Raw genomic sequence first — 23,856 nt, forward strand, 5'->3', positions numbered from 1 at the left:
AAGGGAATGGAGCCGAAGCATTCCAACAAAGAGACCCCCGCGCGGGTGGCGCGGGGGTCCGGCTGGCATCCGGTTCGGGGGTGGGTCGGGTTACGACCCGTCGCCCTTCAGCACCATGACGGCGGTCTTGCAGAGGATGAAGAAGTCGAACAGCAGGCCGCAGTTGCGGACATAGAAGACGTCCATCGCCACGCGTTCCTGGAAGGTGGTGCGGTGGCGCCCCGATACCTGCCAGTAGCCGGTCAGGCCCGGACGGACGGTGCCGATCACCGCGGCGGAGTCACCCACCTCCGGCAGTTCCTTCGGCATGTAGGCGCGCGGGCCGATCAGGCTCATGTCGCCCATCAGGATGTTCCACAGCTGCGGCAGCTCGTCGAGCGAGGTCTTGCGCAGGAAACGGCCGAGCGGGGTGATGCGCGGATCGACCGTCAGCTTGTGGTAGGTCATGTACTCTTCGCGGGCGACCGGGTCGTTCTCCAGCAGCTGCTGCAGCTGCTCCTCCGCATCGACATGCATGGAGCGGAACTTCAGCAGGTCGAAGGTCTGCTTGCCGCCGGCCCAGCGCTTCTGGCGGAACATCACCGGGCCGGGGCTGTCCAGCTTGATGGCGACGGCGAGACCCAGCATCAGCGGCGCCACCAGCACCAGCAGGATCGCCGACAGCACGATGTCCATGGCGCGGCGGATGCGCAGGTAGCCGGTCGGCGGACGGACGCTGACGCGCAGGGCCAGCGAGCCGTGCAGATTGTGGTACGTCGCGTCGACCGCGCTGACATTCCCCTCGCCCAGCACGCAATAGACCTGGCGGAAGGGCAGGGTGCGTACCAGGCCGGTCAGGTCGCTGCCGTGGCGGCCCATGTCGGCGACGATGGCGGCGCTGGCCTGGTTGGCGACGGCGGGCGACTTTGCCAGCAGTTCCACCGGACCCATCACCGGCAGGCCGGAGACGCGGGTCTGCCACAGGCTGTCGTCGTCGTCGACGAAGCCGACCGGACGCATGCCGAGCCAGGGCAGGCGCTGCAGCTTCTCGGCGATGGCGGCACCCTGCGGGCCGGCGCCGACGATCACCACCGGCGTGCGCCAGTCCAGCGCGCTGGACAGCAGCCCCTGGATCAACAGCAGGTCGGCGACATAAGTGACCGCGAAGCCGAGCAGCGCGATCGACAGCGCCTCCACGAAGAAGGAGCGGAAGCCCTCCATCACGATGAAGGGAACGGCCAGCACGGCGCAGCACAGGAAGGCCGCCTGAAACGTCCGCCGCGTCCGTTCCATATAGTCGAAGCGGCCCAGCGTGTAGATGCCGAACACCGACTTGACCAAAGGCACCAGCATCAGGCCGGTCACCAGCGACCGCTGCCACGCCGCGGCCTCCAGCGGCTCCGTCAGCGCGTCGGCGCCGAGGAAATGGTTGAGCGTCCACCCCACCAGGGCGAGGACCAGCCCGTCGGACAGTGCAAGCAGCAGCCCGGGGGCGATCGTCGGGATCGTTGCCTTTTTCGCCGAGGTCAGATCGATGACCACATCTGGGTCCAGTTTGCTCATCGCAGGTCCCGTGGTTGAAGGGAATGCCAGCCACCGCACGGCCATTCGTGCGGATGGTCGCTCGTCATCAGCGTCTCTTGGGATTCGGCCGGTCTTTACTTTGCTGCGCCGCCTCAATCTCAGCTGCGCATTTATGTAAAGATCGCTCTTTCATGATTTCGATCGGCCGATCCGCGGTTCGTTGAGGACGAATTAGGATGAGGAGGCTCGGCCAGCAACAGTGCATACGGGCGTTGATTTCGCGTCCGCGATACCACTGGGGTTTCAAAGGGTGCGGGTGCCCGAATATTTAAGGGGATACTTTCGGATGCCGGCCCCGGCGGGGATAGCGTTTCGGGTTAGCGGTAAGGTGGTGTCGCACCCCCAGCGGCACGTCCGGTCCCCGCAATTTTTGGGTAGTGGTCGGCGAACCCCACCCCGACCGGCCGGAACCGGTGGGCGCGAAGGGGGGTGATCGCCGAACTTGTGGAGTGGGTCGGCCACCTGGATTTACCGAAGGGAGGCGCCGGGCAATTCCGAGCGGGGGCGTGGCGCGAACGCACCCTTGCCTGTTGCGGGGCGTAGGAGGCAGCGTGCGGGCTCGCCGGAAAGCCTAATCGGAACGTCCTGGTTCACTGACCGAAGCCGTGGTGACTAGCACCGAAGAGTGCTGCGGTCGCTTCAAGGCCGAATTGACGCTTTCTCAGCCGCCGCCAAGATTTGGCGCGTTCTTTTTCCTTATCTGCGTCCCCACCCCATGCGACTTGGCGGACGCAGGCGCTCCCCTCTCGGGCGGGACCGGGAAAAGAAGCGGACTATAGGGGGCGAAGGAAACCGGATGGCTCTCGAAGCTGGTACGATCATCAAACATGGCTGGATGTTCATGGTGGCGAATGTGGTCAACCGCGCCGCGGGACTGCTTCTGCTGCCGCTCTATACGAAGGTCCTGTCGCCGGCGGAGTTCGGCGTCTATGCCCTGATCAGCGTGGTGGGCGACATCGTCGCGGTCATGCTGATGATCGGGATGATCAACGCCTTCACCGTCGTCTATTTCGAACATGCCGACACCCGTGGCCGAAGCCGGGTGGTCAGCACCACCATGATCGGGCTCTGGGCGGCCTCGCTGCTCCTGCTGGCGGTGGCGCTGCCGGCGGGATGGGGTGCCAGCCACCTGCTGTTCGGCGGCGGCGAGCAGGCGCCGATCATCGCCTTTGCCTTCGCCGGCATCGCCTTCAGCGCGGTGTTCGAACTGGCGCTCGCCTATTACCGGGTCCACAAGCGGTCGGGCACCTGCCTGCTGATCTCGGTCGGCAAGGCGGTGGGGCTGATCGGCCTCAACCTCACCTTCCTGCTGGTGATGGACCTGGGCGTGACTGGCATCTTCCTGGCCAACGCGATCACCTTCGTCGGGCTGGGCATCGCGCTGACGGTCGCGATCCTGGGCGCGAACGGCGTCGGCTTCTCCTTCGGGATCCTGAAGCGGGTGTCGGTGCTGGGCCTGCCCTTCATGCCGCAGACCATGCTGGACATGGGCAACCAGTTCGCCATGCGCTATCTGGTCAACCTGCTGATGGGTGTGGCGGCGGTGGGCGTGCTGTCCTTCGGGCTGCGGCTCGCCACCATGCTCTACATGTTCCTGACCGCCTCCTTCCTGCAGATCTGGTCGGTCAGCCGGATCGAGGCCCAGCACGATGTCGGCGACAACAACAACGCCGGGCGCGAGCAGTCGGAATTCGTCTTCTACCTGTTCCTCGTCCTGCTCTCGGCGGCGGCGCTGGGCATGGCGCTGACCTCGCCCGAGGTGCTTTGGCTGATCGCCTCCAGCGAATACGACACCGTGCTGCCCTGCATGCCGCTGCTGGTGCTGGCCTATGTGCTGCACGGCGTGCGCATGCATGCCGAGGTCGGGCTGGTGAAGACCAAGAAGGTCGGTGTCTTGCCGGCGATCTCGCTGGGCGGGCTGGCGGTCGGCACCGCGATCATGGGGGTGACGCTGGGGCCGCTCGGCCTGATGGGCGGTGCCATCGGCGTGCTGGGGCGCGAGCTGGTGATGCTCTGCGCCACCGAGACGCTGTGCCGCCGCCTCAGCCCGAAGGAACCGCCGCTCAGCGTCCTGCGGGTGACCGGCATCCTGGCGCCGGCCGCCATCGCCTATCTGGCCGGCCTCGCCCTGTTCGGGTTCGAGGTGAACCCCACCTTCACCGCGGCCAAGGTCGGGCTGACCATGCTGTTCGCCGTCGTCACCCTGTTCGGGCCGAGCTTCGGCAAGACCGACCGCGCCATGCTGTTCCGCATGCTCGGCCGATTTTTTCGCCGGCCGCAGGCGGCCGAACGATCGGCCTGACAATCTTTGAACCGGGAGGATTCCACCGCGATGCAGGATGTTCCGCGCTACACATATCGGCAGACGGTCGCGGCGGATGCCATCCGCTATGGCGGCGGTTCCGGCCTCGGGGCGGTGCTGAAGCTGCTGGCGGGCAACCGCATGTTCCGGGTGACTTTCACCTTGCGCAGCTGCCAGGCGGCCGACCGGATGGGCGGGCCGCTGCGCAAGCCGCTGCTGGCCGCCTGCCGACTGCTGCACCGCTGGACCCAGCATTCCGCCGCCATGGATCTGCCGTGGGAGACGAAGGTCGGACCCGGCCTGCGCATCCTGCACGGCTGGGGGCTGGTGGTGAACGCCAATGCCCGCATCGGCGCCAACGTCACCTTGTTCCACGGCGTCACCCTGGGCCAGAAGGACGATCTGCTCCCCAGCGGCCGGGTCACCCATTACCCGGAGCTGGGCGACGGCGTCTGGGTCGGTCCGCATGCGGTGATCATCGGCGTCAGCGTCGGTGACGAGTGCATCGTCGCCGCGTCCTCCGTCGTCACCAAGCCGATGCCCCGGCGCACCGTCGTTGCCGGCAATCCGGGAAAGGCGGTGGCGGAGGTCACCATCCCCGACATTCCGCACCCGGCTCCTGTCGGCGTGCCCGCCACCCATACGACCGCCGCACAGGCGTCGCCCGTTCCAGGCTGATCGTCGGACGCAAAACGGAAAGGGGCCGGCAGCATCCTGCCGGCCCCTTCCGTCGTCGTTACACCGGTTGCGGTGAAGCCGGTCCTCAGGCCGCGTGGGCCATCGGGTCGTGCCACTCCACACCATGATAGGCGGTGTCGTAGGCGGTGTGCGACAGGTCGGTGACCGAGCTGTCGATGCTGGCGACGGTGGCCGTCGGCAGGTCGCCGCCGGTCGTGTCGTTGGCGGCCGTCACCGTGTGGGCCAGCAGGTCGGCCGAGCTGAGCGAAGCAGCGGCGGCCTTGGCGGCGGAGGCGTCGACGATGGTGCCGGTGCCGGTGGCGTCGGCCAGCGTCGCGGCGGTCGGGTTGGAAATCTTCAGGCTGAAGGTCTCGTTGCCTTCCGTCACGCTGTCGCTCAGCACCTTGACCGTCACGGTCTTACTGGTTTCGCCGGCGGCGAAGGTCAGCTTGCCGCTGGTGGCGGTGTAGTCGGAGCCGGCCTTGGCCGTGCCGTCCACCGTGGAGTAGTCCACCGTGACCGGGCTGCTGGAAGCAGCCGACAGCTTGACCGTGAAGGTGGCGTTGGCGGTGTTGGCAGTGGTGGTCGGGGTATCGAAGACGGCGCCTTCCATGGCGGGCTTGATGATGTTGATCTTGTTCTGGTTGATCGTCTTGTAGTCGTCCATCAGGATGCCGCCGACGTCACCGGATTCCGGGGTCCAGGCCCAGAAGGTCCAGCTCATGCCCTTGTCGCCGGCCGCGATGTCGCTCTTGCCGTCCAGGTTCCAGTCGCCGTTCAGGTACTTGCCCATGGTCCGGGCCCAGGTCTGCTCGGCCGAGCTGTTGAACAGGCCACCCCATTCGCCCAGCAGGATCGGCGCGGTGTCGTTCTTGTACAGGTAGCCCCACATCTTGTCGTACTGGGCCGGCAGGTTGTTCGGATAGGCCGGGTCGTTCAGCCAGCTGAAGTTGCCGACGCTATGGCCGTAGGCATGCGGCGAATAGACGAGCTTGTTGGGGGTGTCGAAGTGGATCGGGCGGGACTGCGCACCGGCCAGCGTGCTGCTCCACTCCGTGCCTTCGACGAACAGCAGCCAGTCCTTGTTCACGGTCTGGATGGCGTTGCCGATGCGCTCGGCGGCCGAGGCCCAGTCGGTGGCGGCGTTGCCGCCCCAGGTGGCGGTCACGCTCGGCTCGTTGTGCAGGTCGGCGCCGATGACGGTCTCGTTGCCGGCATAGTGCTTGGCCAGCATCTTCCAGTTGGCAATCACCGTCGATTCCGGGTGCTTGCTGGTGTACCAGAGGCCGTGTTCGTTGGTGCCGGCGCCGCCGTCGTTGCGGTGGTGATCGAGGATCACCTTCATGCCGAGCTTGCCGGCATAGTCGATGACCTTGTCATAGACCTGCAGGCGGGTCAGCCCGACCAGATCCGGGTTCTTCGAATAGTCGATGCCGTTGGTCACCGCGCTGCTGTCGAACATCTCGTCCGACATGGTCAGGCGGATGGTGTTGAAGCCGACCGACTTCATCTTTTCCAGGTGGCCCTGGTAGCTGTCGGCCCACAGGCCGGCGGGCACGTAGTTGTAGCCCTCGCCGCCGAACCAATTGATGCCGGTGAGGCGGACGGTGTTGCCGGCCTCGTCGACGATCTGGTTGCCCTGGGTGTGCAGGAAGCCCTCGATGCCGCCGGCGGTCTTCGAACCGGTCGGCTCCGTCACCGTCGCGTCGCTGACCGACAGGCTCGGCTGCGACGGGTTGGTGGGCGTGGTCGGGGTGGAGGTGCTACCGGCGAACCAGGACTTGTCGGCCTTCACCTCCATGGTGCCGTTCCACCACAGCGCCTTCTGGCCGGCGACGACGTCCTTGCCGTCCAGCGCGCCCTTGTCGATCGACACGATGCTGTCGGTCGGGGCGACGGCATGGCCGCCGATGGTGACCTTGTTGACGTGCAGGTTGCGGTCGACGCCGCCGACAACGCCGTCGTTGTCGTACTGGATCTGGACCTTGTGGGCGACGTCGGCGGCGACGTTCGCGTTGAAGGTGAAGTCCTTGGCGGCGGTGCCGGCGGTGCCTTCACCGATCTGCTTGCCGTCGACCAGGACCTTGAAGTGGGCGTTCACGCCGCCGGCCGCCGTGCCATACGCATTCACGACGATCGGCGTGCCGCCGGTGGTCGGGGTGGTCGGCGTCGTGGGGGTGGTCGGCGTGGTCGGGGTCCCGGCGGCGCTGGCGAACATGTCCTTGGACATGTTGAAGTCGAGCGAGCCGCTCCAGGACAGCATTTCGCGGCCGGACAGCGTGCCCTGGCCATCGGCGGCGTAGGAGACCGCCGAGTGGGTCGAAGCGATGGTCTTGCCGTTGACTTCGATCGACTTGACGATCAGGTCGCGGTACATGCCGGACTTATCGGTCGACATCCAGTCGTTGTCGTACACGACCTGGACCTTGTGCGCGGCGTCGGGGGCCACCTTCGTGGTGAAGCTGTACCGGCCGGCGCTGGTGGAATTGACCGTCGCCTGGCCGACGGCCACGCCATCGACGAGGAACTTGAAGTGCGGCCAGACTCCTCCGGCAGCCACACCCGAGGCATTGACTACGAAGGTCGTATCGACGGGGCTCGTTGCCATTGGAAGTATCCTCTTTTCCGTGTTTTCGCTGGAGCCCAGACTGGCCGGAAAAGGTTAACGAGCTATTTCAAATTTTAGCGAAATGCGGCTCGAATGCCACTGTCACTTGTGAAAAGAAAGAGACACGAAAAACCCCTTTGTCGATGCATCGCAGCAACAAAGGGGTGAATTGTCAGGTATGTATTTGAAATATAACGGACTTTTCTGTCCGCTTGGAACCGTCAGCGCGGTTTGTGCGCGACCAGGAACACCTCCGGGCGGAACAGATAGAGCTGGCCTATCCTTCCGAGCTTGCGATTTAGGGTTAACGGCAGCTGTCCCAAAAATGCCTCAACCACCCGCATGTAGCCGAAATAGGCGCGGCTGGCGAAATGCAGGTTCAGGTGGCGGCGCACCACCATCGGCACGACATAGGCCGCCTCCACGCGGTCGAAGCCGGCTTCGCGCAGCATCGCCGCCGTCTCGCCCCAACCATATTCGCGCAGATGCATGCAGACCGGCTCGTGCAGTCCGAACACCTCCGACAGGTCGGCGGGACCGGCGAACTTGTGCGGCATGCTCAGGACGTATTTGCCGCCCGGTTTCAGGATGGTGTGGACGTTCGTCATGTGGGTGACGACGTCATCGGGGTGCATGTGCTCCACCACATGGGTGGAGACCACGCTGTCATAGCGGCCGGCCGGTTCGAACTGGGCCAGATGCACGCCGTCGCTGTTCTTCCAGGCGACGTTGGAGTCCTGTTCGATCCAGCTTGCGCCGCGCTCGCGCGTCACTTCCGTCGCGACGCAGCGGTAGCCGTGGCGGGCGAGGTAGCGCAGCAGCCGCGCCTTGCCCGACCCGACCTCGTAGACGTCCTGCGGCCCGCCCAGCAGGGTCAGGAAATGACGGAAGTCCAGATCGTCATTGCGGGTGTGGGCATCGTCCTCCGCCTCGTTCAGCCAGGGGCAGCTGGTGTAGAGCGTGGTGTAGGCCTTCTCGAAGGCGTCCCACCGCTCTTCCGGCTTGGTCTCCATCAACTCGCGGGCAAGCTGACGTTCCAGGGTCCAGTGGCGCTGCACCATCTCCACGGTCAGCGGATAGGTGGGCGAGAGGTGGAATTTCCGCCGGTAGCGCTCGACGAGAGCGTCGTCGGTCCTTCGGCCGGCGGGCAGGCGATCCATCGGCAACGTGTCGGCTGTATTCTGCACGATCGACCTCTCCATCAGGGGGGTGCCGGACGCAATGAGGGACTCTAATCGGGCAGGGGAACCGGCGCCCGCACGCGAAGGAGAAAAGGCGTGAACCTGTCGGAGGGGGAGGCGGCCGACAGCGGCTTACCTCCCCTGCGCAATACGTCCGCCGGACATCAGCCCGACCGCACCCTGCCGGTGCGCGCCTTCTCCCGCAGCGTGTCCACGACCGCCGTGTAGAGCGGCAGCGGCCGGGAGTTCTCGTCGTAGGGGGAGGGGTGGGGGTGCAGGTCGGGATGTTCGCGCGCGATGAAATTCAGGTCGGAGCGCAGGTGCCACCAGCACAGCTCCTCCACCCGCGCATTGTCCAGCATGTCGGCCAGATAGCTGCGGGCCAACTGCGCCATCGCCCGGTCCTTCTCCTCCCGCGACCAGGAGCGGGGCAGGCGCGTCTCGTCGACGTCCATTTCCGTCAGATGGACGGCGAGGCCGAGCTTGTCGACGGCGCGCAGGAACTTGCGCATGCCGGCGCTGTCATAGGGCTTGCCGCCGATCAGGTGGCTCTGCAGCCCGATGCCGTGGATCGGCACGCCGCGCTTCACCGCCCCGGTCAGCCAGTCGAGCAGATAGGCGCGCTTGCGCTGCTGCCAGCCCTCGTCGATCTCGATGCCGAACTCGTTCAGCACCAGCTTCGCCTTGGGGAAGGCCTTGTGCACGTGGTGGAAGAAGGGATCGAGCCATTCCGGTCCCTTCTCCGCGCCGCCGGCCGCCACCCACCACATGCCGCGGCGGAAGCCGTAGCGGTCCTGCTGGCGCGGATGGCTTTCCGCCGTTTCCCAGAAGAAGACCTCGTTGGCGACGTCGATGCGGTAGAAGATGTCGCCGTAGCGCTGCCGGACCGCCTCGACCACGCCGGTGAAGCGCGGCCAGACATTTTCCTCGCTCAGCGTGCCCTCCGGCGAGAAATAGGCGTTCTCGGAGATGCCCAGCTCCGCCTGCCGGGCCGCCGGCAGCTTCATGTAGGGCGGCATGCCCATATGCTGCCAGATGATGGTGTGCCAGTTCGGCGTCGCGCCGATGCTGCGCGCCAGTTCCACCGCCGCATCGAAGCGGCGCCAGTCGAAATTCCCCTCCGTGTGCTGGAAGACGCCCCATTTGCCGCCGTTCTCCGGGGTGACGACGTCGCATTCGCGCGCCATCAGCCGGTCGAGCATGGGGTCTTCCGGATCGACGAAATGGTCGCGGGCGGCACCGTGGCGGATCCCCAGCGCCCGGCAGGCCTCGCGCAGGGTCACCGCCGGCTCCGCCGCATCCGCATGGCTGGCGGCGGCCTCCGCCGGGGCCGGGCCGCTGGCGCCGCGGCAACTCGCCAGCACGGCGCCTGCGGCGGCGGTCCACATCAGATCGCGCCGGCTTGGACGCCATTTGGGAAAACCGGACTTCGGACTCTCGGTCATGCGGAGGGACTCTCTCTTCCGGATTTAGGGGCCGGTCGCGGGTACCGGTCACGAAGAGACCCCTCCCTCCGGGCGCCGCAGCGACGGGGAGGGAAGGGCCTCTGGTCGAAGGAGCTTCAGGTCACCCCGCCTGCCTTACGGAGCGGTCCGCAGGGTGGTGTCGCCATAGTATTTCCGGGTCGCCATGTAGCTGTTGTAGGGACCCTGGTAGCCGCGCGAGGCCGCCTTCTTCAGGTTCACGTCGGTCATCACCGCCACGAACTTGCTGTGGTCGATCGGACCCAGGTCGGCGACCGCCTGCAGGTCGCTGGCCGTGGTGTGGCCCCAGCGGCTGACGAACATCACCTTCGACGCGGCGCCGCAGACGATGCGGGCATCGGACACGGCCAGCGCCGGGGCGGTGTCGAACACCACCAGATCGAAGTGGGGCGACAGGCCGGCCATCAGGTGGATCAGGCCGTCGACGTTGAAGCGGTCCAGCGTCTCCGACATCAGGCGGCCGGCCGGGATCATCGCATAGGGCGCGTCTTCGCTGCTGTGCACGATCTCGTCCAGGGTGGCGGTGCCGGAAATCCAGTCCGACAGGCCCTTCTTGGCCGAGAGGTTGAACAGGGCGTCGATGCGCGACCGGCGGAAGTCGGTGTCGACCACCACCACCCGGCGGCCGGCCTGGGCCGCGACCTGGGCGACGGCGAGGCTCATCGAGGTCTTGCCGTCCTGCGGGCGGGCCGAGGTGACGGCGATGGAGCCGACCGGACCCATATCCGCCAGATGGTTGCGGAACAGGGCGCGCATCGATTCGGAGAACAGCGAGAAGGGGTGGTTCTGGAAGATCTGGTCCAGACGGCCGCGGGAGCCGCGGGTGGAGTGGTGCGGGACGATGTGGACCGTGCCCACGCCCAGAATGCGGCGGACGGCTTCCGGGGTGCGGATGCGGCGCTGGAACAGCTCGATGCCGAAGACGATGAAGACGGCGACGGCGAGCGAGGCGAAGAAGCCGGCCAGCAGCAGCAGCAGGCGGTACGGACCCGACGGCTCATGCGGGACCTGCGGCGCCGAGACCAGCTTGACGGCGGTCGGAAAGGCGCGGTTGTCCTGTTGGGCCTGCACCTCTTCCAGACGGCCGAGCAGGCTGTCCAGCAGCTGGCGCTTGGCCTGGGCCTCGGCCTCCAGCGTGCGCAGCGGCACCGCTTCCTCGGCCATGGTCTGATAGCCGGATTCCAGCTTGGCGATCATGCCCTTCAGGGCGTTTTCCTGCTCGACGGCGACGTTGGCCGCCTCGCGGACGCCGGCGATCTCGTGACGGACCTCCTGCTGCAGCGAGGAGTTCGCCTCGTTCAGGCGGGCCTGCAGTTCCTGGATGCGCGGGTGCTTCGGACCATACTGGCGCGACAGCTGGGCCAGCTCGGTGGAGATCGAGGCGACGGTGGCGCGCAGCTGGGCGACGACCGGGGAGGCGAGGCTGCCGCCGTTGCCGACGCTGCGTTCCAGCGTCTGGGCCTGGGCGACGGCGCGGGCGCGGTTGGCCGAGGCTTCGGCCAGGCGCAGGCGGGCCTGCTCAAGCTCGGTGGTGGCCATCAGGCCGTTGGTGCCGTTCTTGACCAGACCGGCCTTGAAGCGGACAGCGTCGACCTTGGTGTCGGCCTCGGCCACTTCCTTGCGCAGGGTGGCAATGCGGTCTTCCAGCCAGGCGATGGCGCTGGTGGACAGGTCGCGGTCCATCTGCTGGCGGGTTTCCATGTAGCGGTGGACGACGGTGTCGACCACCTTCTGGGCGATTTCCGGATCGCGCGAGGTGTAGCGGACCTGGATCACCCGCGACCGGCCGACGATGCCGACTTCCAGATTGCGGCGGACGCGGTCCAGGACGCCGTCGATGCTGTCGGCGGCGCGGGTCTCGCGCAGGTGGGTGTCCTTGGTCATGTCGTCGCCATGGGCCAGGACGGCATCGACGACGCCCGGCAGGTCGGGACCGAAGACGGCATGGGCCTGCTCACGCGTCCAGGCGGTGGCGCGCTCGACGAAGGGCTTGCTGTCGTCGGCCTGGACCGGCGGGTTGAATTCGGGGTTGGTCGCCAGCCCCAGATCGGCGATCGTCTGGGTCAGCACCGCCGTCGACTTCAGGATCTCGATCTCGCTGAGGATCGCGCTGTCTTCCGGCGTGATCGCGTTCAGCGCCTGATCTTCCGCGCGGACGACGCGGACCTGCCGGTTGTCGACCAGCAGAAGAGCCTCGGAGGTGTATTTGTCCTTCATCAGCGAGACGCCGAAGGCCGACAGCGCGGTCAGCGCCAGCACGATGGCGGCGATCAGCGTCTTGTGGGCAGCCAGCACCCGCAGGATGAAGCGGAAGTCGGGACCCATCGCGGGGGCCGGGCCGTCAAACTCGCGCGGCGTGTGATGGCCGACCTGGGCGGGCCATGACGGAGCCGGCGGGCCGCCCGGGCCACCGTTGTTGATCTGGGGAAGGTTTTCCACGTCTCAAAGCTCCTTCTGGATAGGCGACCGGCGGATCGTCGATTGGGTGATCCGGGGGGAGATCCGGGTGGAAGCGGGCGCTGCGGCGCCCGGTCCGCGGGTGCGGAGGGATGCGGCACGGCGAAGGCGGATGGTGCTCCAGGCGAAGCCGAAGGCACCGATGCAATAGCGGCGGAACAGGCGGCGGGGCTCCTGCGCCAGACGGAAGGCCCATTCCAGGCCGGAGCGCTGGACCGCCTCCGGGGCGCGCTTGAAGCGGCCCGCCAGGAAATCGACGATGGCGCCGCCGTTGACGATCAGCACCGGATGGTCGAGAGCGCGCTTCAGCTCAGTCGCGACCTCTTCCTGCTTGGGCATGCCCATGGCGAGCAGGATGACGTCGGGGCGGGTGGCCCGCGCCTGGGCGATGTAATGCTCCGTCGGGTGGAAGCCGTGCTGCAGGTCGGCGTAGCGGTGCGGGGTGGCCGCTTCCAGGACGACGCGGGCACGGTCCAGCCACGGGGTGGCGGTGCCGTAGATGGCGACGCTGCGGGGGGGCAGCGATTTCAGCAGCAGCGGGATGAAGTCGGTGCCGTTCATGTTCAGGCCGGCCGGCCGGCCGAGCACCGGCAGCACCGCCTGCAACCCGATCCCGTCGCGCAGCAGGACGTCCGACGAGGCGAAGGCGGCCAGCGCCGCGTCCGAGCCCATGCAGACGTTTAGGCCATGCGCGTTCAGGAAGGACAGCACCGTCGGACGGTCCACCGCGCCCAGATGGTCGATCAGGGCCCGGCGCTCGCCGTCGTTCGAAATGCACCGCATGCGCTCGATCAGTTCCAGGACCTCACGAGGGTTCGGCATGCGCATCTCCCAAAAAAATTAATCGGAACAAAGCATTGACCGGTTCGCGACCGATGCGGCCCGGCCCGGTGCCGGGCCTGTCCGCCGGGCGGCGGCGGCTAACCCGTTGGGGCCGGCCACCAAACCTGCGTGGCTCTATGTGGCCGGTCCTCCCCCCTTTTCGCACGGGCGAGATCGGCGAAACGGCGACGGATTCGAATTAGCCCGGGCTTGCTCCCTTCGGGGGATTCGGCTTGCCGAATCGACCGGTCAGACCCATAAAGAGGGACCCCTGCCATAAAGAGAGACCCTGGCGCTCTATGGCTGTTGTCCGGGGCAAGGGCGTATCCGCGCCGCCGGATCGGCCTCCCGGCCGATGATCCTGGCCGAAGCGCTTGCATGACCGGGGCAATTCCAAGAAAAGACGATCCATGACCGACGACACTTCCGACAACGCCCGTTCGGGCCGCACCCCCGGCACCGCCGACGAATTCGACCGCCGCGACGCCCTGCGCGCGGTGGCCGCGGTGGTGCGCGGCGACGGGATCGAGGTGGACGCCGACAGCACCCCGGCGCGCTGGTCGGTCGCGGTCAACCACGTCGTCCAGATCCCCGGCACCGACCGCAAGCTGAAGCTGCGCTTCAAGGTGGCGCTCGGCCCGTTGCCGGACATCGAGGCCGACCTGTGGGGCCTGCTGACCATCGACGAGGGCTTCGGCCGGCCGCAGGCCAAGGCGCTGGGCAAGCGGGTGAAGGGCGCCTGCCTGTCCTCTCCCGCCATCCCCAAGGCGAAGGACCGGGTCGACGGCTGGTTCGCCTCGATGGCGCAGCGGGCGGCCGGCTTCGGCGAGTCCTGGCGGCCGAAGGGCTTCGCCGACGAGTTGGGCCGCGTCGTCGGCTTCGGCGGCCGGATCCCGCGCCTGCAGACCCTGCTCGACGCGATGGAGGAGGCCTTCTCCACCGCCGCCGCCCGCGCCGGCCTGAAGGTCCGGCGGGAACGGCTGGAGAATGCGTCCGGCATGGGCGTCTATCTGGACAGCTTCGCCACCGCCCGCGCGATGATCCGCAAGCTGCGGCTGTTCGTCGGCCCGACCAATTCGGGCAAGACCCACGCGGCGATGGACCGGCTGGCGGAGGCCGAGAGCGGCTGTTACCTCGCGCCGCTGCGCCTGCTGGCACTGGAAGGGCAGGAGGCCCTGGAGACGCGGGGCCGTCCCTGCAGCCTCGTCACCGGCGAGGAGCGCGACGTGCGGCCCGGTGCCGCCTTCACCTCCTCCACCATCGAGATGGTCAACACCTCCAAGGTGTGGGGCGCCTGCGTCATCGACGAGATCCAGATGATCGGCGATCCCGACCGCGGCTGGGCCTGGACCCAGGCGGTGGCCGGCGTGGCCGCGCCGGAAATCCTTATGACCGGATCGGCCGACGCCATCCCCTACGTCAAGCGTCTGGCCGACGCGATGGGCGAGGAGCTGGAGGTGGTCGAATTCACCCGCAAGTCGCCGCTGCGCGTGCAGGAGGAGCGGGTCAAGCTGGAGGATGTGAAGCCGGGCGACGCCCTGATCGCCTTCTCGCGCAAGGACGTGATGGCGCTCCGCCACGACCTGCTCGGCCGCAACCACAATGTCGCGGTGATCTACGGCGCCCTGTCGCCGGAGGTCCGCCGGGCCGAGGCGCGCCGTTTCCGCGAGGGCACCGCCGACGTGCTGGTGGCGACCGACGCCATCGGCATGGGGCTGAACCTGCCGGTCGCCCGCGTCGTGCTGTCCACCACCCGCAAATATGACGGGCGCGAGGAGCGCGAACTGACCGCGTCGGAGATCCGGCAGATCGGCGGGCGCGCCGGCCGCTTCGGCATGCATGAGGAAGGCCGCGTCGCGGTGCTGGAGGGGGAGAGCATCAACCCGGTGCGCCGGGCGCTGACCTCGCCGCCGGTGCCGCCGGAAGACCCGCGCTCCTGGATTTCGCCCAACCTCAGCCATGTCGAGGCCATTGCGCGGGAACTGGACACCGACAGCCTCGCCAAGGTGCTGCGCACTGCGGGTCAGGAGCTGCTGCGCGCCAACCAGACCTTCCGCATGACGGACCTGGAACAGCGCATCCAGGCGGCGGCGGCGGTGGACCGCGCCAAGCTGCCGCTGGCGCAGCGCGACATGCTGGCCCGCTGCCCGATCGACACCCGCGACCAGAACAACCTGCGCCTTCTCGGCGGCTGGGCGGTCAACCAGGGCAAGGGCATCCCCAACGCCGCCCCCGACGCCGCCGAGCGCTTCCGCCACAGCGTCGGCACCGATGTGGAATTGGAAAAGGCCGAGCGCGCGGTGAAGGAGCTGACCGCCTATGCCTGGCTGGCCTACCGCTTCCCCGATGCCTATCCCGAGATGGATCTGTGCCAGGAGCGCCGGGCGCATCTGAACGCCTTCATCGAGCGGACGCTCGCCGAGCGCTCGCTCGCCCGCGCCTGTCCGGTCTGCGGCACGCGGCTGAAGGCCAACCACCGCTTCCGCGTCTGCGACAATTGTTACAGCAGCCGTGTCGAGGAACGCCGCGGCGGCCGTCGCGGCGGGCCGGAGCGCGGCAACGGCGAGAAGCCGGGCGGCCACCCGCACCATTTCCACCATCCGGTGGCGAAGGAAGGCGGTCGCGACACCGGCCGGGGCGGGCCCCGCACTGGCCCCCGCACCGGACGTGGACCGAAGCGGCGCAGCGCGACGCCGTAAGGCGCCCTCTCCCGCACCGGAAGAGGGAAATTCACGCCGCCGCGCTGCTGCCCGGGTTCGCCCCCTCGCGCTTTGGCCAGTTGATCTCCTCGACCGTGCCGTCTTCGCCCAGGAAATAGCGGCGAAGCGGCGTCAGGTCGGCGCCCAGCTCATAGACCAGCGGGCGGCTGGTGGGAATCTCGAACAGCGGAATGTCGTGGTCGGCGACATCGTCCAGATGCTTGACCAGCCCGCGCAGGCTGTTGCCGTGGGCGGACACCAGCACCCGCGCACCCAGCCGCAGCGCCGGGGCGATCTCGTCGCGCCAAAAGGGGACCACCCGCTCCGTGGTGTCCTTCAGGCTTTCGCCGCGCGGCAGGTTGGCCTTCGCGAGGCCGGCATAGCGGCGGTCGGTGACGGCGGACCGCGGGTCGTCCGGCTCGATCGGCGGCGGCGGGACGTCCCAGCTTCGCCGCCACTGGAACACCTGCTCCGCCCCGTGGCGTTCCGCCGTCTCCGCCTTGTTCAGCCCCTGCAGCGCGCCGTAATGCCGTTCATTCAGGCGCCAGTGCTTGTGCACCGGCAGCCACAGCCGGTCCATGTCGCGCAGGACGATGTGCAGGGTCTCGATCGCCCGGCTCAGCACCGAGGTGAAGGCGATGTCGACGTCGACGCCGGCGGCCTTGAGCAGGTCGGCCGCCTTGTGCGTCTCGGCGATCCCGCGGTCGGTCAGGCCGACGTCGGTCCACCCGGTGAATCGGTCTTGCGCATTCCACACGCTCTGGCCGTGGCGCAGCAGGATCAGTCGGTGCATGGCGGGTCTCCCTTCGGTAGCCGGCCGCTCTTCGGGCACTTCCCTGTTGAAACAGACCGGTAGACGCACCGGTTCCCGCGGCAAATCAGCGCACGGCCGGGCGTGAGGGAGCCTGCCGGACCGTGCGCGGCGGTTTCAATCCGGTTTCATGATTGCCTCCGGAGACACCAATTATGTCAGCCGCGAAATCTTGGCGACATACTCGGACAATAATCGTGCGGTACGGTCACCTCACCTGAAATCACCGGCCTCGCCGGCCGCAGCGGATGGGAAGGGACGATGACCGAGCCGAACACGGGATCGCAGACTTCACACGGCGCAGCAGGCCTGCCGGGCACCCCGCCGAACCATTCCGATTATCGCCCCAGCAACCTGACAACCTTGCGTACCGAGGCCACGATGCTGCATCATCATGACGTCATCTCCAGAGCCGTGTCGACCGACCGCGAGATCACTCTGGAGGCGCTTCGTGTGTTCACTTATCTGAGCCGGAGGCTCCATTTCGATCGCTCCGTTCCGGTGCTGCAGTCCGAACTGGCTGACGCGCTGGGCATGCAGCGGCCCAATGTGAACCGGGCCATCAAGCTGCTGGAAACCAAGCAGATCCTTCTGCGGGAATCCAAACTGGGGCGCGCGATCACGTTCCGGCTCAACCCGGGACTGGAGGGCGGCCGGGCCTGAGTGCTTCGTCAGGGTATGGAATGATCGTCGAGACCCGTGAGCTGTTCTTCACCAATTCCGCCCTGAAAAAAGCCCTCGCCTGGTACCAGAAGGCCCCCAATCAGACGGACCTGCCGCTGGGCGTCGTCACGACGGTGACGCCCACCTCGGAAGGCGGTCTGTCGGTCCAGATTCAGCAGAGCGGCGCCTCCAGAACGCGGGAGGTCCTGTTCACGCCCAGCAAGACGCTGGCGCTGCTTCTGCTCTTCTGTCGCCGCCAGAAGGTTCCGATCCCCCGCGATGCCGGGAAGGAACTGGAGGCTGCGGACGACGGCCTGATCCTGATCGTGCGTGCTGAGACGCCGACCGTCGCACCACCTCCCTGAATTGCCGCCCTGACCGACATCATGCCGCCGCGCATCCTGCGCGTGCGGCCTTTTGCCGTTCACCCGGCTTGCCATGCGCCCGGTGACGCGGTGCCTGCATGGCCGTTCGATCCTGGGGGCGGTCTTTGCGAATTGCGGCAACAAAACGAAATATTAAAAGTGGAGGCCGGCGCGACGATTGCGCGTCGGAAGCTATGGTATCGGTGAAGCTGCATTCACCGGATGGGCAGGGTGGTTATGATTATGGTCATAGTCGCCAAGACCGGTCGCGCTGCATTGCTTTATGTGATAAGGTTCCTCCGGCTATTGGGGCTAAGCTATAGTTCCGGTCCACCAACCGAACGGGGATGTGCAGGCCGATTTGTCGTTCGAACATTCGGAACAGTCGAAAACGTGACCTTGTCCGGTACAGTTTGGGCAGGCCGCGTCTCATGCCCGCCGACCGCCGCTTGACCCCTTCGCCACCGCCGAGGATTTCCCGCCGATGATCGTCATCCGCCTGTCGCTGCCGCTTTGGAAGGAGCTTCGGTCCCATGGACCGCGGGTCCGTCCGATGCCTGCCTGACCGGGCCGATGTCATCGCCGCAGATGGCCCCACCACCCACGCCGTCCTCCGCCTTTGTCCGCCGGATCACCGCCTCGCCGCGGACGCTGGCCGCTGTCCTCTGCACCATGCTGGCATTGCTGGGAACGGCATCCTGGGCGGCCGTCACCGCGCTCGATTACCGGGACACGCTTGAACGCTCCGAGGACGACGCCCGGCAGGCGGCCATCCTGTTCGACAGCCATGCACGTGGCGTGCTGGACGCCAGCATCGACCTGCTGGAGCAGATCGCCGGCCGGATGGATGGCCGGGGGCTGAAGTCATGGACGGAACGCGGCCTGCCGGAAGCGATGGCGGTGGAACGCAACGGCCGCATCGCCCTGCTGGGTGCGGACGGTTCGCTGCGCTATGGCTCCACCGTCGCCTTTGCCGAGCCGGAAACCAGTGATGGACTTTCGCTGCTGGTCCGCCCCTTACCGCCGGGGGATGAGCATGGCATTCTTCCGGCCTTCGGACATATGGCCGGTCAGCCCGCAATTCTCTTCGCCCGCCGCATCCACACCGCGGCGGGCGTTTTCGACGGTGCCGTCCTGGTGGCCGTTCCGGTGTCGGCCTTGAACCCGGTGCTGAACGCCTTCGGCGACGGCATGGCGCGGTCCGTCGGCCTGTACCGTCCCGACGGCATCCGGCTGGCCGGCATCGGCGTCCCGTCGCTCGGTCCCCTGCCGCGGCTGGATGACGGGACGATCCGGGTCGATGCGAACTGGACGGGGACAGGCAAGGCGTCGGTCATCGGCGTGAAGCGGATGGCCGATCTGCCGATCCTGTCGGCGGTGACGATCCCGCGCAGCGCCGTGCTGGAGCCCTGGTATATCCGGATGGAGCGCGGCCTCGTCGTGGTGGTCGCCGGGGTCGCGGCGCTTGCCGGACTGTCGATGCTGGGGGCCGCCAGCCTGCGGCGCGAGGCGCTGGCCCGGCAGGCCCTGACCGAGGCGAACGCCCAACTGGAACTGGCAAATGCGCAGCTGGAGGAACGGGTGGAAGAGCGCACCGCCGCCCTCAGCACCCTCAATCTGAAGCTGAGCCGGGCGCTGGAGGAAAAGGAGCGGGCCAATCAGGCCAAGGGCCGCTTCCTCTCGGCGGCCAACCATGATTTGCGCCAGCCTTTCCAGGCCTTGCGGCTGTTCCATCACATTCTGATGGAACGGCTGGCCGAAACGCGCGACCGCAACATCGCCGAGAAGATGGGCGAAGCGCTGGATGCCGGGGAAAAGCTTCTGCACGCCCTGCTGGAGGTGGCGACGCTGGACGCCGGCGTCGTCCGGCCGCAGCTGGCCGACGTCCCGGTGTCGGCGGTCTTCGAGGAGCTGTTGGCCGAATTCCGCTCCATGGCGGCGGAAAAGGGGCTGACGCTGCGCGCGATGCCCACCCGCATGGTGATCCGCACCGACCGGACGCTGTTGACGCGCATGCTGGGCGATCTGCTGCGCAACGCGATCCGCTTCACCGACAAGGGCCGCGTCACCATCGGCTGCCGCCGCCATGGCCGCTGGCTGCGCATCGAGGTGTGGGACACCGGGACCGGTATCCCCGCCGAACAGCTCGACAACATCTTCGAGGATTTCGTCCAGCTCGGCAATCCGGAGCGTGACCGGCGCCAGGGTCTCGGCCTCGGGCTGGCCAAGGTGCGGCGCAAGGCGGCGCTGCTGGGCCATGCGGTGGAGGTGCGGTCGCTCCAGGGCCGGGGTTCCGTTTTCGCGATCAATGTGCCGGTGGTCGGGACCGAACGGCTGCCGGCTCAGGCGCCGGTACAGGATCCCGATCCGGTCCAGGCCGGCGACCGGCTGATCCTGGTCGTGGAGGACGATCCGATCCAGCGCGACGCCGTGCGGCTGCTGCTGGAAAGCTGGGACTATCGGGTGATCGCGGCCATCGACGGTGAAAGCGCGCTGGCTCTGTTCGGCGGAGCGAATGGAGGCGATCGGTTGGACAGCCCCATACCCGACCTCATCGTCAGCGATTTCCGGCTGCCGGGGCGGCTGACCGGCGTGCAGACCGTGGCGGCGGTGGGGGAGCGGCTGGACCGGCTGGTGCCCGGCCTGATCCTGACCGGCGATACCGCCCCTGAACGCATCCGCGAGGCGGTCGCCACCGGCTGCCGGCTGCTGCACAAGCCGGTGTCCCCGGACGAGCTGCGTGACGCCATCGCCGCCATCCTGTCGGAACGGCCGGGAAGCCGTGCAGCCGAGGGCGGCGAACAGGCGCTGGAGAACGAGTCCGCGGCCTGAATTAACCCTTTCTGAAGCCGGGTTGCCTCAAACTGGCGCAGAAAAGGGGAGTTCACAGGGCCATGGTGCAGAATCGCACGCTCAGGCGTCTCGATCAGACGCAGCTCGATCTGGCGGTGCGGAAGCACGAGATGTTCCGCAATGCCCGGGTGGGTGGCGCGCGCGCCAATTTGTCCTTCTGCGATCTGTCCGGGCTGGACCTGTCCGGCCGCGACCTTGCCCACGCCGATTTCGTCGGCGCCAGCCTGAGGGGCGCGAATCTTGCCGGCGCGCGGCTCGACTGCGCCTCATTCTTCGTCGCTGATCTGCGGCAGGCCAACTTCGACGGCGCCAGCCTGATCAAGGCCGACCTGCGCGGCGCCTGCCTGCGCGGCGCGATCCTGGTCGGCGCCAACCTGTTTGAGGCGGACCTGCGCGACGGATCCCTGGCCGAAAAGGACCGGTCCGGCCATCTGCACATGGTGCAGATCGACTCCACCCCGGCCGAGGCCGACGGCGCCGACCTGTCGGGTGCCAACCTGACCAATGCCCGGATGTCGGGCGTCATGGCGATCCACACCGACTTTTCCGATGCGGTGATGCGCGGCTGCAAGCTGGTGCGGGCAACCATGCGCGGCGCCAACTTCACCGGCTCCAACATGGAGGGCGCGGATCTGTCCGGCGCCGACCTGCGTGGCGCCTGCCTGCGCGGTGCGGTGCTGACCGGCGCCGTCATGGTGATGACCGACCTCACCGACGCCGACGTGGAAGAGGCGCTGACCGACAAGCCGGTCGGCCGCGTGGTGGCGGAACTGGGGCGGTCACTGGAGGACCTGCTGGCCGACCATATGACCTGGGTGGGGTCGAGCGGGGCGCAGGGCGCGATGCTCGACCTGTCCGGCTTCGACCTGCGCCATGCCCCGTCGCTGGCCCACATGTGCCTGACCATGCTGCGCGCGGTGGGGGCGACGCTCTACGGCCTCGACCTGTCGGGCGTGCAGCTTCAGGCCGCCGTGCTCGACAGGGCCGACATGCGGGGGGCGAAGCTGGCGGACGGCGACCTGCGCGGGATCAGCCTGCGGAACGCGAAGCTGAACAACGCCGACCTGCGCAACCTCAATCTGCGGCCCCTGGTGTTCGACGAACATCGCTCCCGCCCCGCCGACCTGTCGGGGGCGAAGTTGCGCTATGCCGATCTCAGCGGCGCCTGTCTGCGGTCGGTCAATCTCGGCAACGCCGACCTGTCCTTCGCCAACCTGCGTGGCTGCGACCTTGCCAGGACCGACCTGACCGGGGCCAAGCTGTTCGGCGCGAAGATCGAACGCCGCGCTCTTGCCGAGGGGGCAGTCCTTGACGGTGTCGCTGGGCTGAAGCTTTAGCGCCTGGACGTCAGGCCGTCGCCCGCGGCAGCTTCTGGAGCAGACGGCGCAGGTCCAGTGCGGCACGGTCGGCGATGCGCTGGGCTTCCACCAGCACGCTGGTCAGATCGCCGACCTCCGGCGCAATTTCGCCCGCCGCATCCGACATTGCGTCCAGTTCGGCGGCAGCCTTCTCGATCAGCCCGGTCACCACGCCGGCCGGGCCGGCGGCGGAATCGAAACCAGCCATGCGAACATCCCTCCAATAATTGTGGATATAAGGAGTGTGTCGCAATCCGCTTGGCGGTGCAACGACTTCCGCTGCGGCGCACAAGGGCCCTGCACCGCGCCGCCATCGGAGGACCGGGAGACAGTGCCCGCTTGCCCTGCCGGTGGCGGCGGCGGTACACACGGGGAGGCTGTCAGTCGAAAGGTCCAGAAGATGCCGGAAACGGTCCCGTCCGACCGCGTGACCGCGGCCGCCGCCGCCATGATGGTCTATCTGACCGACCGGCAGTTCGACGCCGAAAAGATCAACCGTTTCACCGCACTGTGCGAGGAGATCCGCCGCGACCTCGACCTCGACGGGCGTCTGGCGCTGGCCGAGCGGCTGGAGCGCGAGGCGCCGTCGAACGACAATGTCCGGCTCCGCTCGGTTCTGTTCCTGCTGACCGGCGATCTCTATCACTATGAACGCATTCTCCATTACCTGATCCTCGGCGGCGACAGCGCCGATCCGGCGGCGCTGCACTACACCCACTGGTGCATGTCGCGGCAGCTGTTCCTCGGAACGGCCAGCGGCGACAAGCTGGCGAGCTTCGTTCCCTGCGACCAGTTCCGCTATTACACGGCGATGGTCCGCCAGATCGCGCGGCGCTGGGGCCTGACGCCGCCGCGGGCGATCTTGCGTGACGGGCCGATCCGTCGTGTCGCGGTGGTGACCAACCAGTTCACCAACCAGGGGCATCAGCCGACCCGCGACTGCTTCGATTTCGCCGCCCGTATGCAGGACGAGTTCGGGCTGGATGTCGCCATCATCAACGTCAACGGCCTGCCGGCGCGGGTCGAGAGCGTCTTCATCCCGCCGATGGTGGCGGAGGTCGCCGCCGATCTGGAGGGCGTGTACGCGCTGAGGATGTTCGGCCGGCAGGTCAAGGTCGCCTCCTTCACCCATCCCGCCTTCAGCCAGGACAAGCTGCGCGTCATCGTGGAGGCCATCGACGGCTACGACCCCGACCTGATCGTGTCCTTCGGCGGCTCGAACATCGTCGCCGACCTGTTCGCCGACGCCGGCGCCCGGCCGGTGGTGGCGCTGCCCACCAGTTCCGGCATCACCCTGTCGTTGGCCCCCATCGTGCTGGGATTCGAGGAGCGCGACCACACCCAGTCGATTCCGGCACTGTATCGCGCCCCCTTCGCCCGCCGGTTCCGTCCCTTCACCTTCGGCTACACCTTGCCGCCATCGGAGGGAGTGCGCGTGGACACCGGCTTCGCCGACTGCACGCCCCTGTTCGTGGTGGTCGGCACCCGCCTGGACCTGGAAGTGACGGGGGAGGTGCTGGGCCTGCTGGACGATATCCTGGACCGCTGCCCCGACGCCGGCCTCCTGTTCGCCGGGGAGGTGCGGGAACTGCCGGCGCGTCTTGCGCCGCTGCGCAACAGGCAGCGCATGCGCTGCCTAGGCCATGTTGCCGACATCCGCGCGCTTTATGGCCGCTGCCGCGTCTTCCTCAACCCGCCGCGCCAGGGCGGCGGCGGCGGCGCGGCTTTCGCCCTGGCCGAAGGGGTGCCGGTGGTCACCTATGGCTGGGGTGACGGAGCGGTCGTCTCCGGTCCCGAATTCTCCGTGTCAGACCGCGACGCCTATCTGGAGCGCGCCGTGACGCTTGCCACCGATGACGCCGCCCACGCTGCGGCCGGAGCCGCCGCCAAGGCGCGCTTCATCGAGATCGGCGACCGCAACCGCTGCGTCGAACGGCTGATTGCCTATGGCGAGGAGGCGCGGTCCCTGCTGCGCGCCGAACGCGCCGGAGCGAATTAATCTTCCTTCACAT

Annotated in this window: 16 protein-coding genes; 8 read left to right on the plus strand and 8 right to left on the minus strand. The window is 67.6% G+C overall.

Annotated elements, in window-relative coordinates:
- Positions 1–90: 90 nt before the first annotated feature.
- Positions 91–1,542, minus strand: a complete 1,452-nt coding sequence (locus tag B9N97_RS03705) for an exopolysaccharide biosynthesis polyprenyl glycosylphosphotransferase (protein ID WP_085083506.1) — start codon at positions 1,540–1,542, stop codon at positions 91–93.
- 817 nt (positions 1,543–2,359) lie between these two features.
- Between B9N97_RS03705 and B9N97_RS03710 the strand changes: the two genes are divergently transcribed.
- Both B9N97_RS03710 and B9N97_RS03715 read left to right on the plus strand, forming a co-directional pair.
- A complete protein-coding gene (locus B9N97_RS03710) occupies positions 2,360–3,865 on the plus strand; it encodes a lipopolysaccharide biosynthesis protein (RefSeq protein ID WP_085083508.1) in 1,506 nt (501 codons plus the stop codon).
- 30 nt (positions 3,866–3,895) lie between these two features.
- A complete protein-coding gene (locus B9N97_RS03715) occupies positions 3,896–4,543 on the plus strand; it encodes a serine acetyltransferase (protein WP_085083510.1) in 648 nt (215 codons plus the stop codon).
- Between the two features lie 85 nt (positions 4,544–4,628).
- Here B9N97_RS03715 and B9N97_RS03720 read toward each other — a convergent pair whose 3' ends face one another.
- The 5 genes from B9N97_RS03720 to B9N97_RS03740 all read right to left on the minus strand — a co-directional run bounded on the left by B9N97_RS03720 (position 4,629) and on the right by B9N97_RS03740 (position 13,095).
- Positions 4,629–7,151, minus strand: a complete 2,523-nt coding sequence (locus tag B9N97_RS03720) for a cellulase family glycosylhydrolase (RefSeq protein WP_085083512.1) — start codon at positions 7,149–7,151, stop codon at positions 4,629–4,631.
- Between the two features lie 221 nt (positions 7,152–7,372).
- A complete protein-coding gene (locus B9N97_RS03725; RefSeq protein WP_085083514.1) occupies positions 7,373–8,338 on the minus strand; it encodes a class I SAM-dependent methyltransferase in 966 nt (321 codons plus the stop codon).
- 158 nt (positions 8,339–8,496) lie between these two features.
- On the minus strand, positions 8,497–9,777 hold the full coding sequence (locus tag B9N97_RS03730; protein ID WP_085083516.1) for an endo-1,4-beta-xylanase: 1,281 nt from the start codon (positions 9,775–9,777) through the stop codon (positions 8,497–8,499).
- 135 nt (positions 9,778–9,912) lie between these two features.
- Complete coding sequence (locus B9N97_RS03735; protein WP_085083518.1) at positions 9,913–12,255, minus strand: GumC family protein; 2,343 nt, start codon at positions 12,253–12,255, stop codon at positions 9,913–9,915.
- Between the two features lie 3 nt (positions 12,256–12,258).
- Entirely contained in the window at positions 12,259–13,095 is an 837-nt protein-coding gene (locus B9N97_RS03740) for a WecB/TagA/CpsF family glycosyltransferase (protein WP_244560540.1), read from the minus strand.
- A gap of 410 nt (positions 13,096–13,505) precedes the next feature.
- Here B9N97_RS03740 and B9N97_RS03745 point away from each other — a divergent pair, with 410 nt between their 5' ends.
- Complete coding sequence (locus B9N97_RS03745; RefSeq protein ID WP_085083522.1) at positions 13,506–15,794, plus strand: helicase-related protein; 2,289 nt, start codon at positions 13,506–13,508, stop codon at positions 15,792–15,794.
- A 31-nt stretch (positions 15,795–15,825) separates the two neighbouring features.
- On the opposite strand, the gene gpmA is transcribed toward B9N97_RS03745, so the two are convergent.
- Positions 15,826–16,587, minus strand: a complete 762-nt coding sequence (gpmA, locus tag B9N97_RS03750) for a 2,3-diphosphoglycerate-dependent phosphoglycerate mutase (RefSeq protein WP_085083524.1) — start codon at positions 16,585–16,587, stop codon at positions 15,826–15,828.
- Between the two features lie 279 nt (positions 16,588–16,866).
- On the opposite strand from gpmA, the gene B9N97_RS03755 reads away from it, so the two are divergent.
- From B9N97_RS03755 to B9N97_RS03770, 4 genes are all read left to right on the plus strand, one after another.
- The gene (locus B9N97_RS03755; RefSeq protein ID WP_085083526.1) at positions 16,867–17,268 is read left to right on the plus strand and encodes a cyclic nucleotide-binding domain-containing protein; all 402 of its coding nucleotides are present in this window, start codon (positions 16,867–16,869) and stop codon (positions 17,266–17,268) included.
- Positions 17,269–17,288: 20 nt separating this feature from the next.
- The gene (locus tag B9N97_RS03760; RefSeq protein ID WP_085083528.1) at positions 17,289–17,633 is read left to right on the plus strand and encodes a hypothetical protein; all 345 of its coding nucleotides are present in this window, start codon (positions 17,289–17,291) and stop codon (positions 17,631–17,633) included.
- 573 nt (positions 17,634–18,206) lie between these two features.
- Positions 18,207–20,465, plus strand: a complete 2,259-nt coding sequence (locus B9N97_RS03765) for a hybrid sensor histidine kinase/response regulator (protein ID WP_085083530.1) — start codon at positions 18,207–18,209, stop codon at positions 20,463–20,465.
- A 62-nt stretch (positions 20,466–20,527) separates the two neighbouring features.
- Positions 20,528–21,823 carry a pentapeptide repeat-containing protein gene (locus B9N97_RS03770; protein ID WP_085083532.1) on the plus strand — a complete coding sequence of 432 codons (1,296 nt, stop codon included), beginning with the start codon at positions 20,528–20,530 and terminating at the stop codon, positions 21,821–21,823.
- 10 nt (positions 21,824–21,833) lie between these two features.
- Here the strand turns inward: B9N97_RS03770 and B9N97_RS03775 are convergent, their stop codons facing one another.
- Complete coding sequence (locus B9N97_RS03775) at positions 21,834–22,052, minus strand: hypothetical protein (protein WP_085083534.1); 219 nt, start codon at positions 22,050–22,052, stop codon at positions 21,834–21,836.
- Between the two features lie 192 nt (positions 22,053–22,244).
- On the opposite strand from B9N97_RS03775, the gene B9N97_RS03780 reads away from it, so the two are divergent.
- On the plus strand, positions 22,245–23,843 hold the full coding sequence (locus tag B9N97_RS03780) for a glycosyltransferase (protein ID WP_244560541.1): 1,599 nt from the start codon (positions 22,245–22,247) through the stop codon (positions 23,841–23,843).
- Positions 23,844–23,856: the final 13 nt, after the last annotated feature.

This window comes from Azospirillum oryzae (assembly GCF_900177515.1).
Lineage (GTDB): Bacteria > Pseudomonadota > Alphaproteobacteria > Azospirillales > Azospirillaceae > Azospirillum > Azospirillum oryzae_A.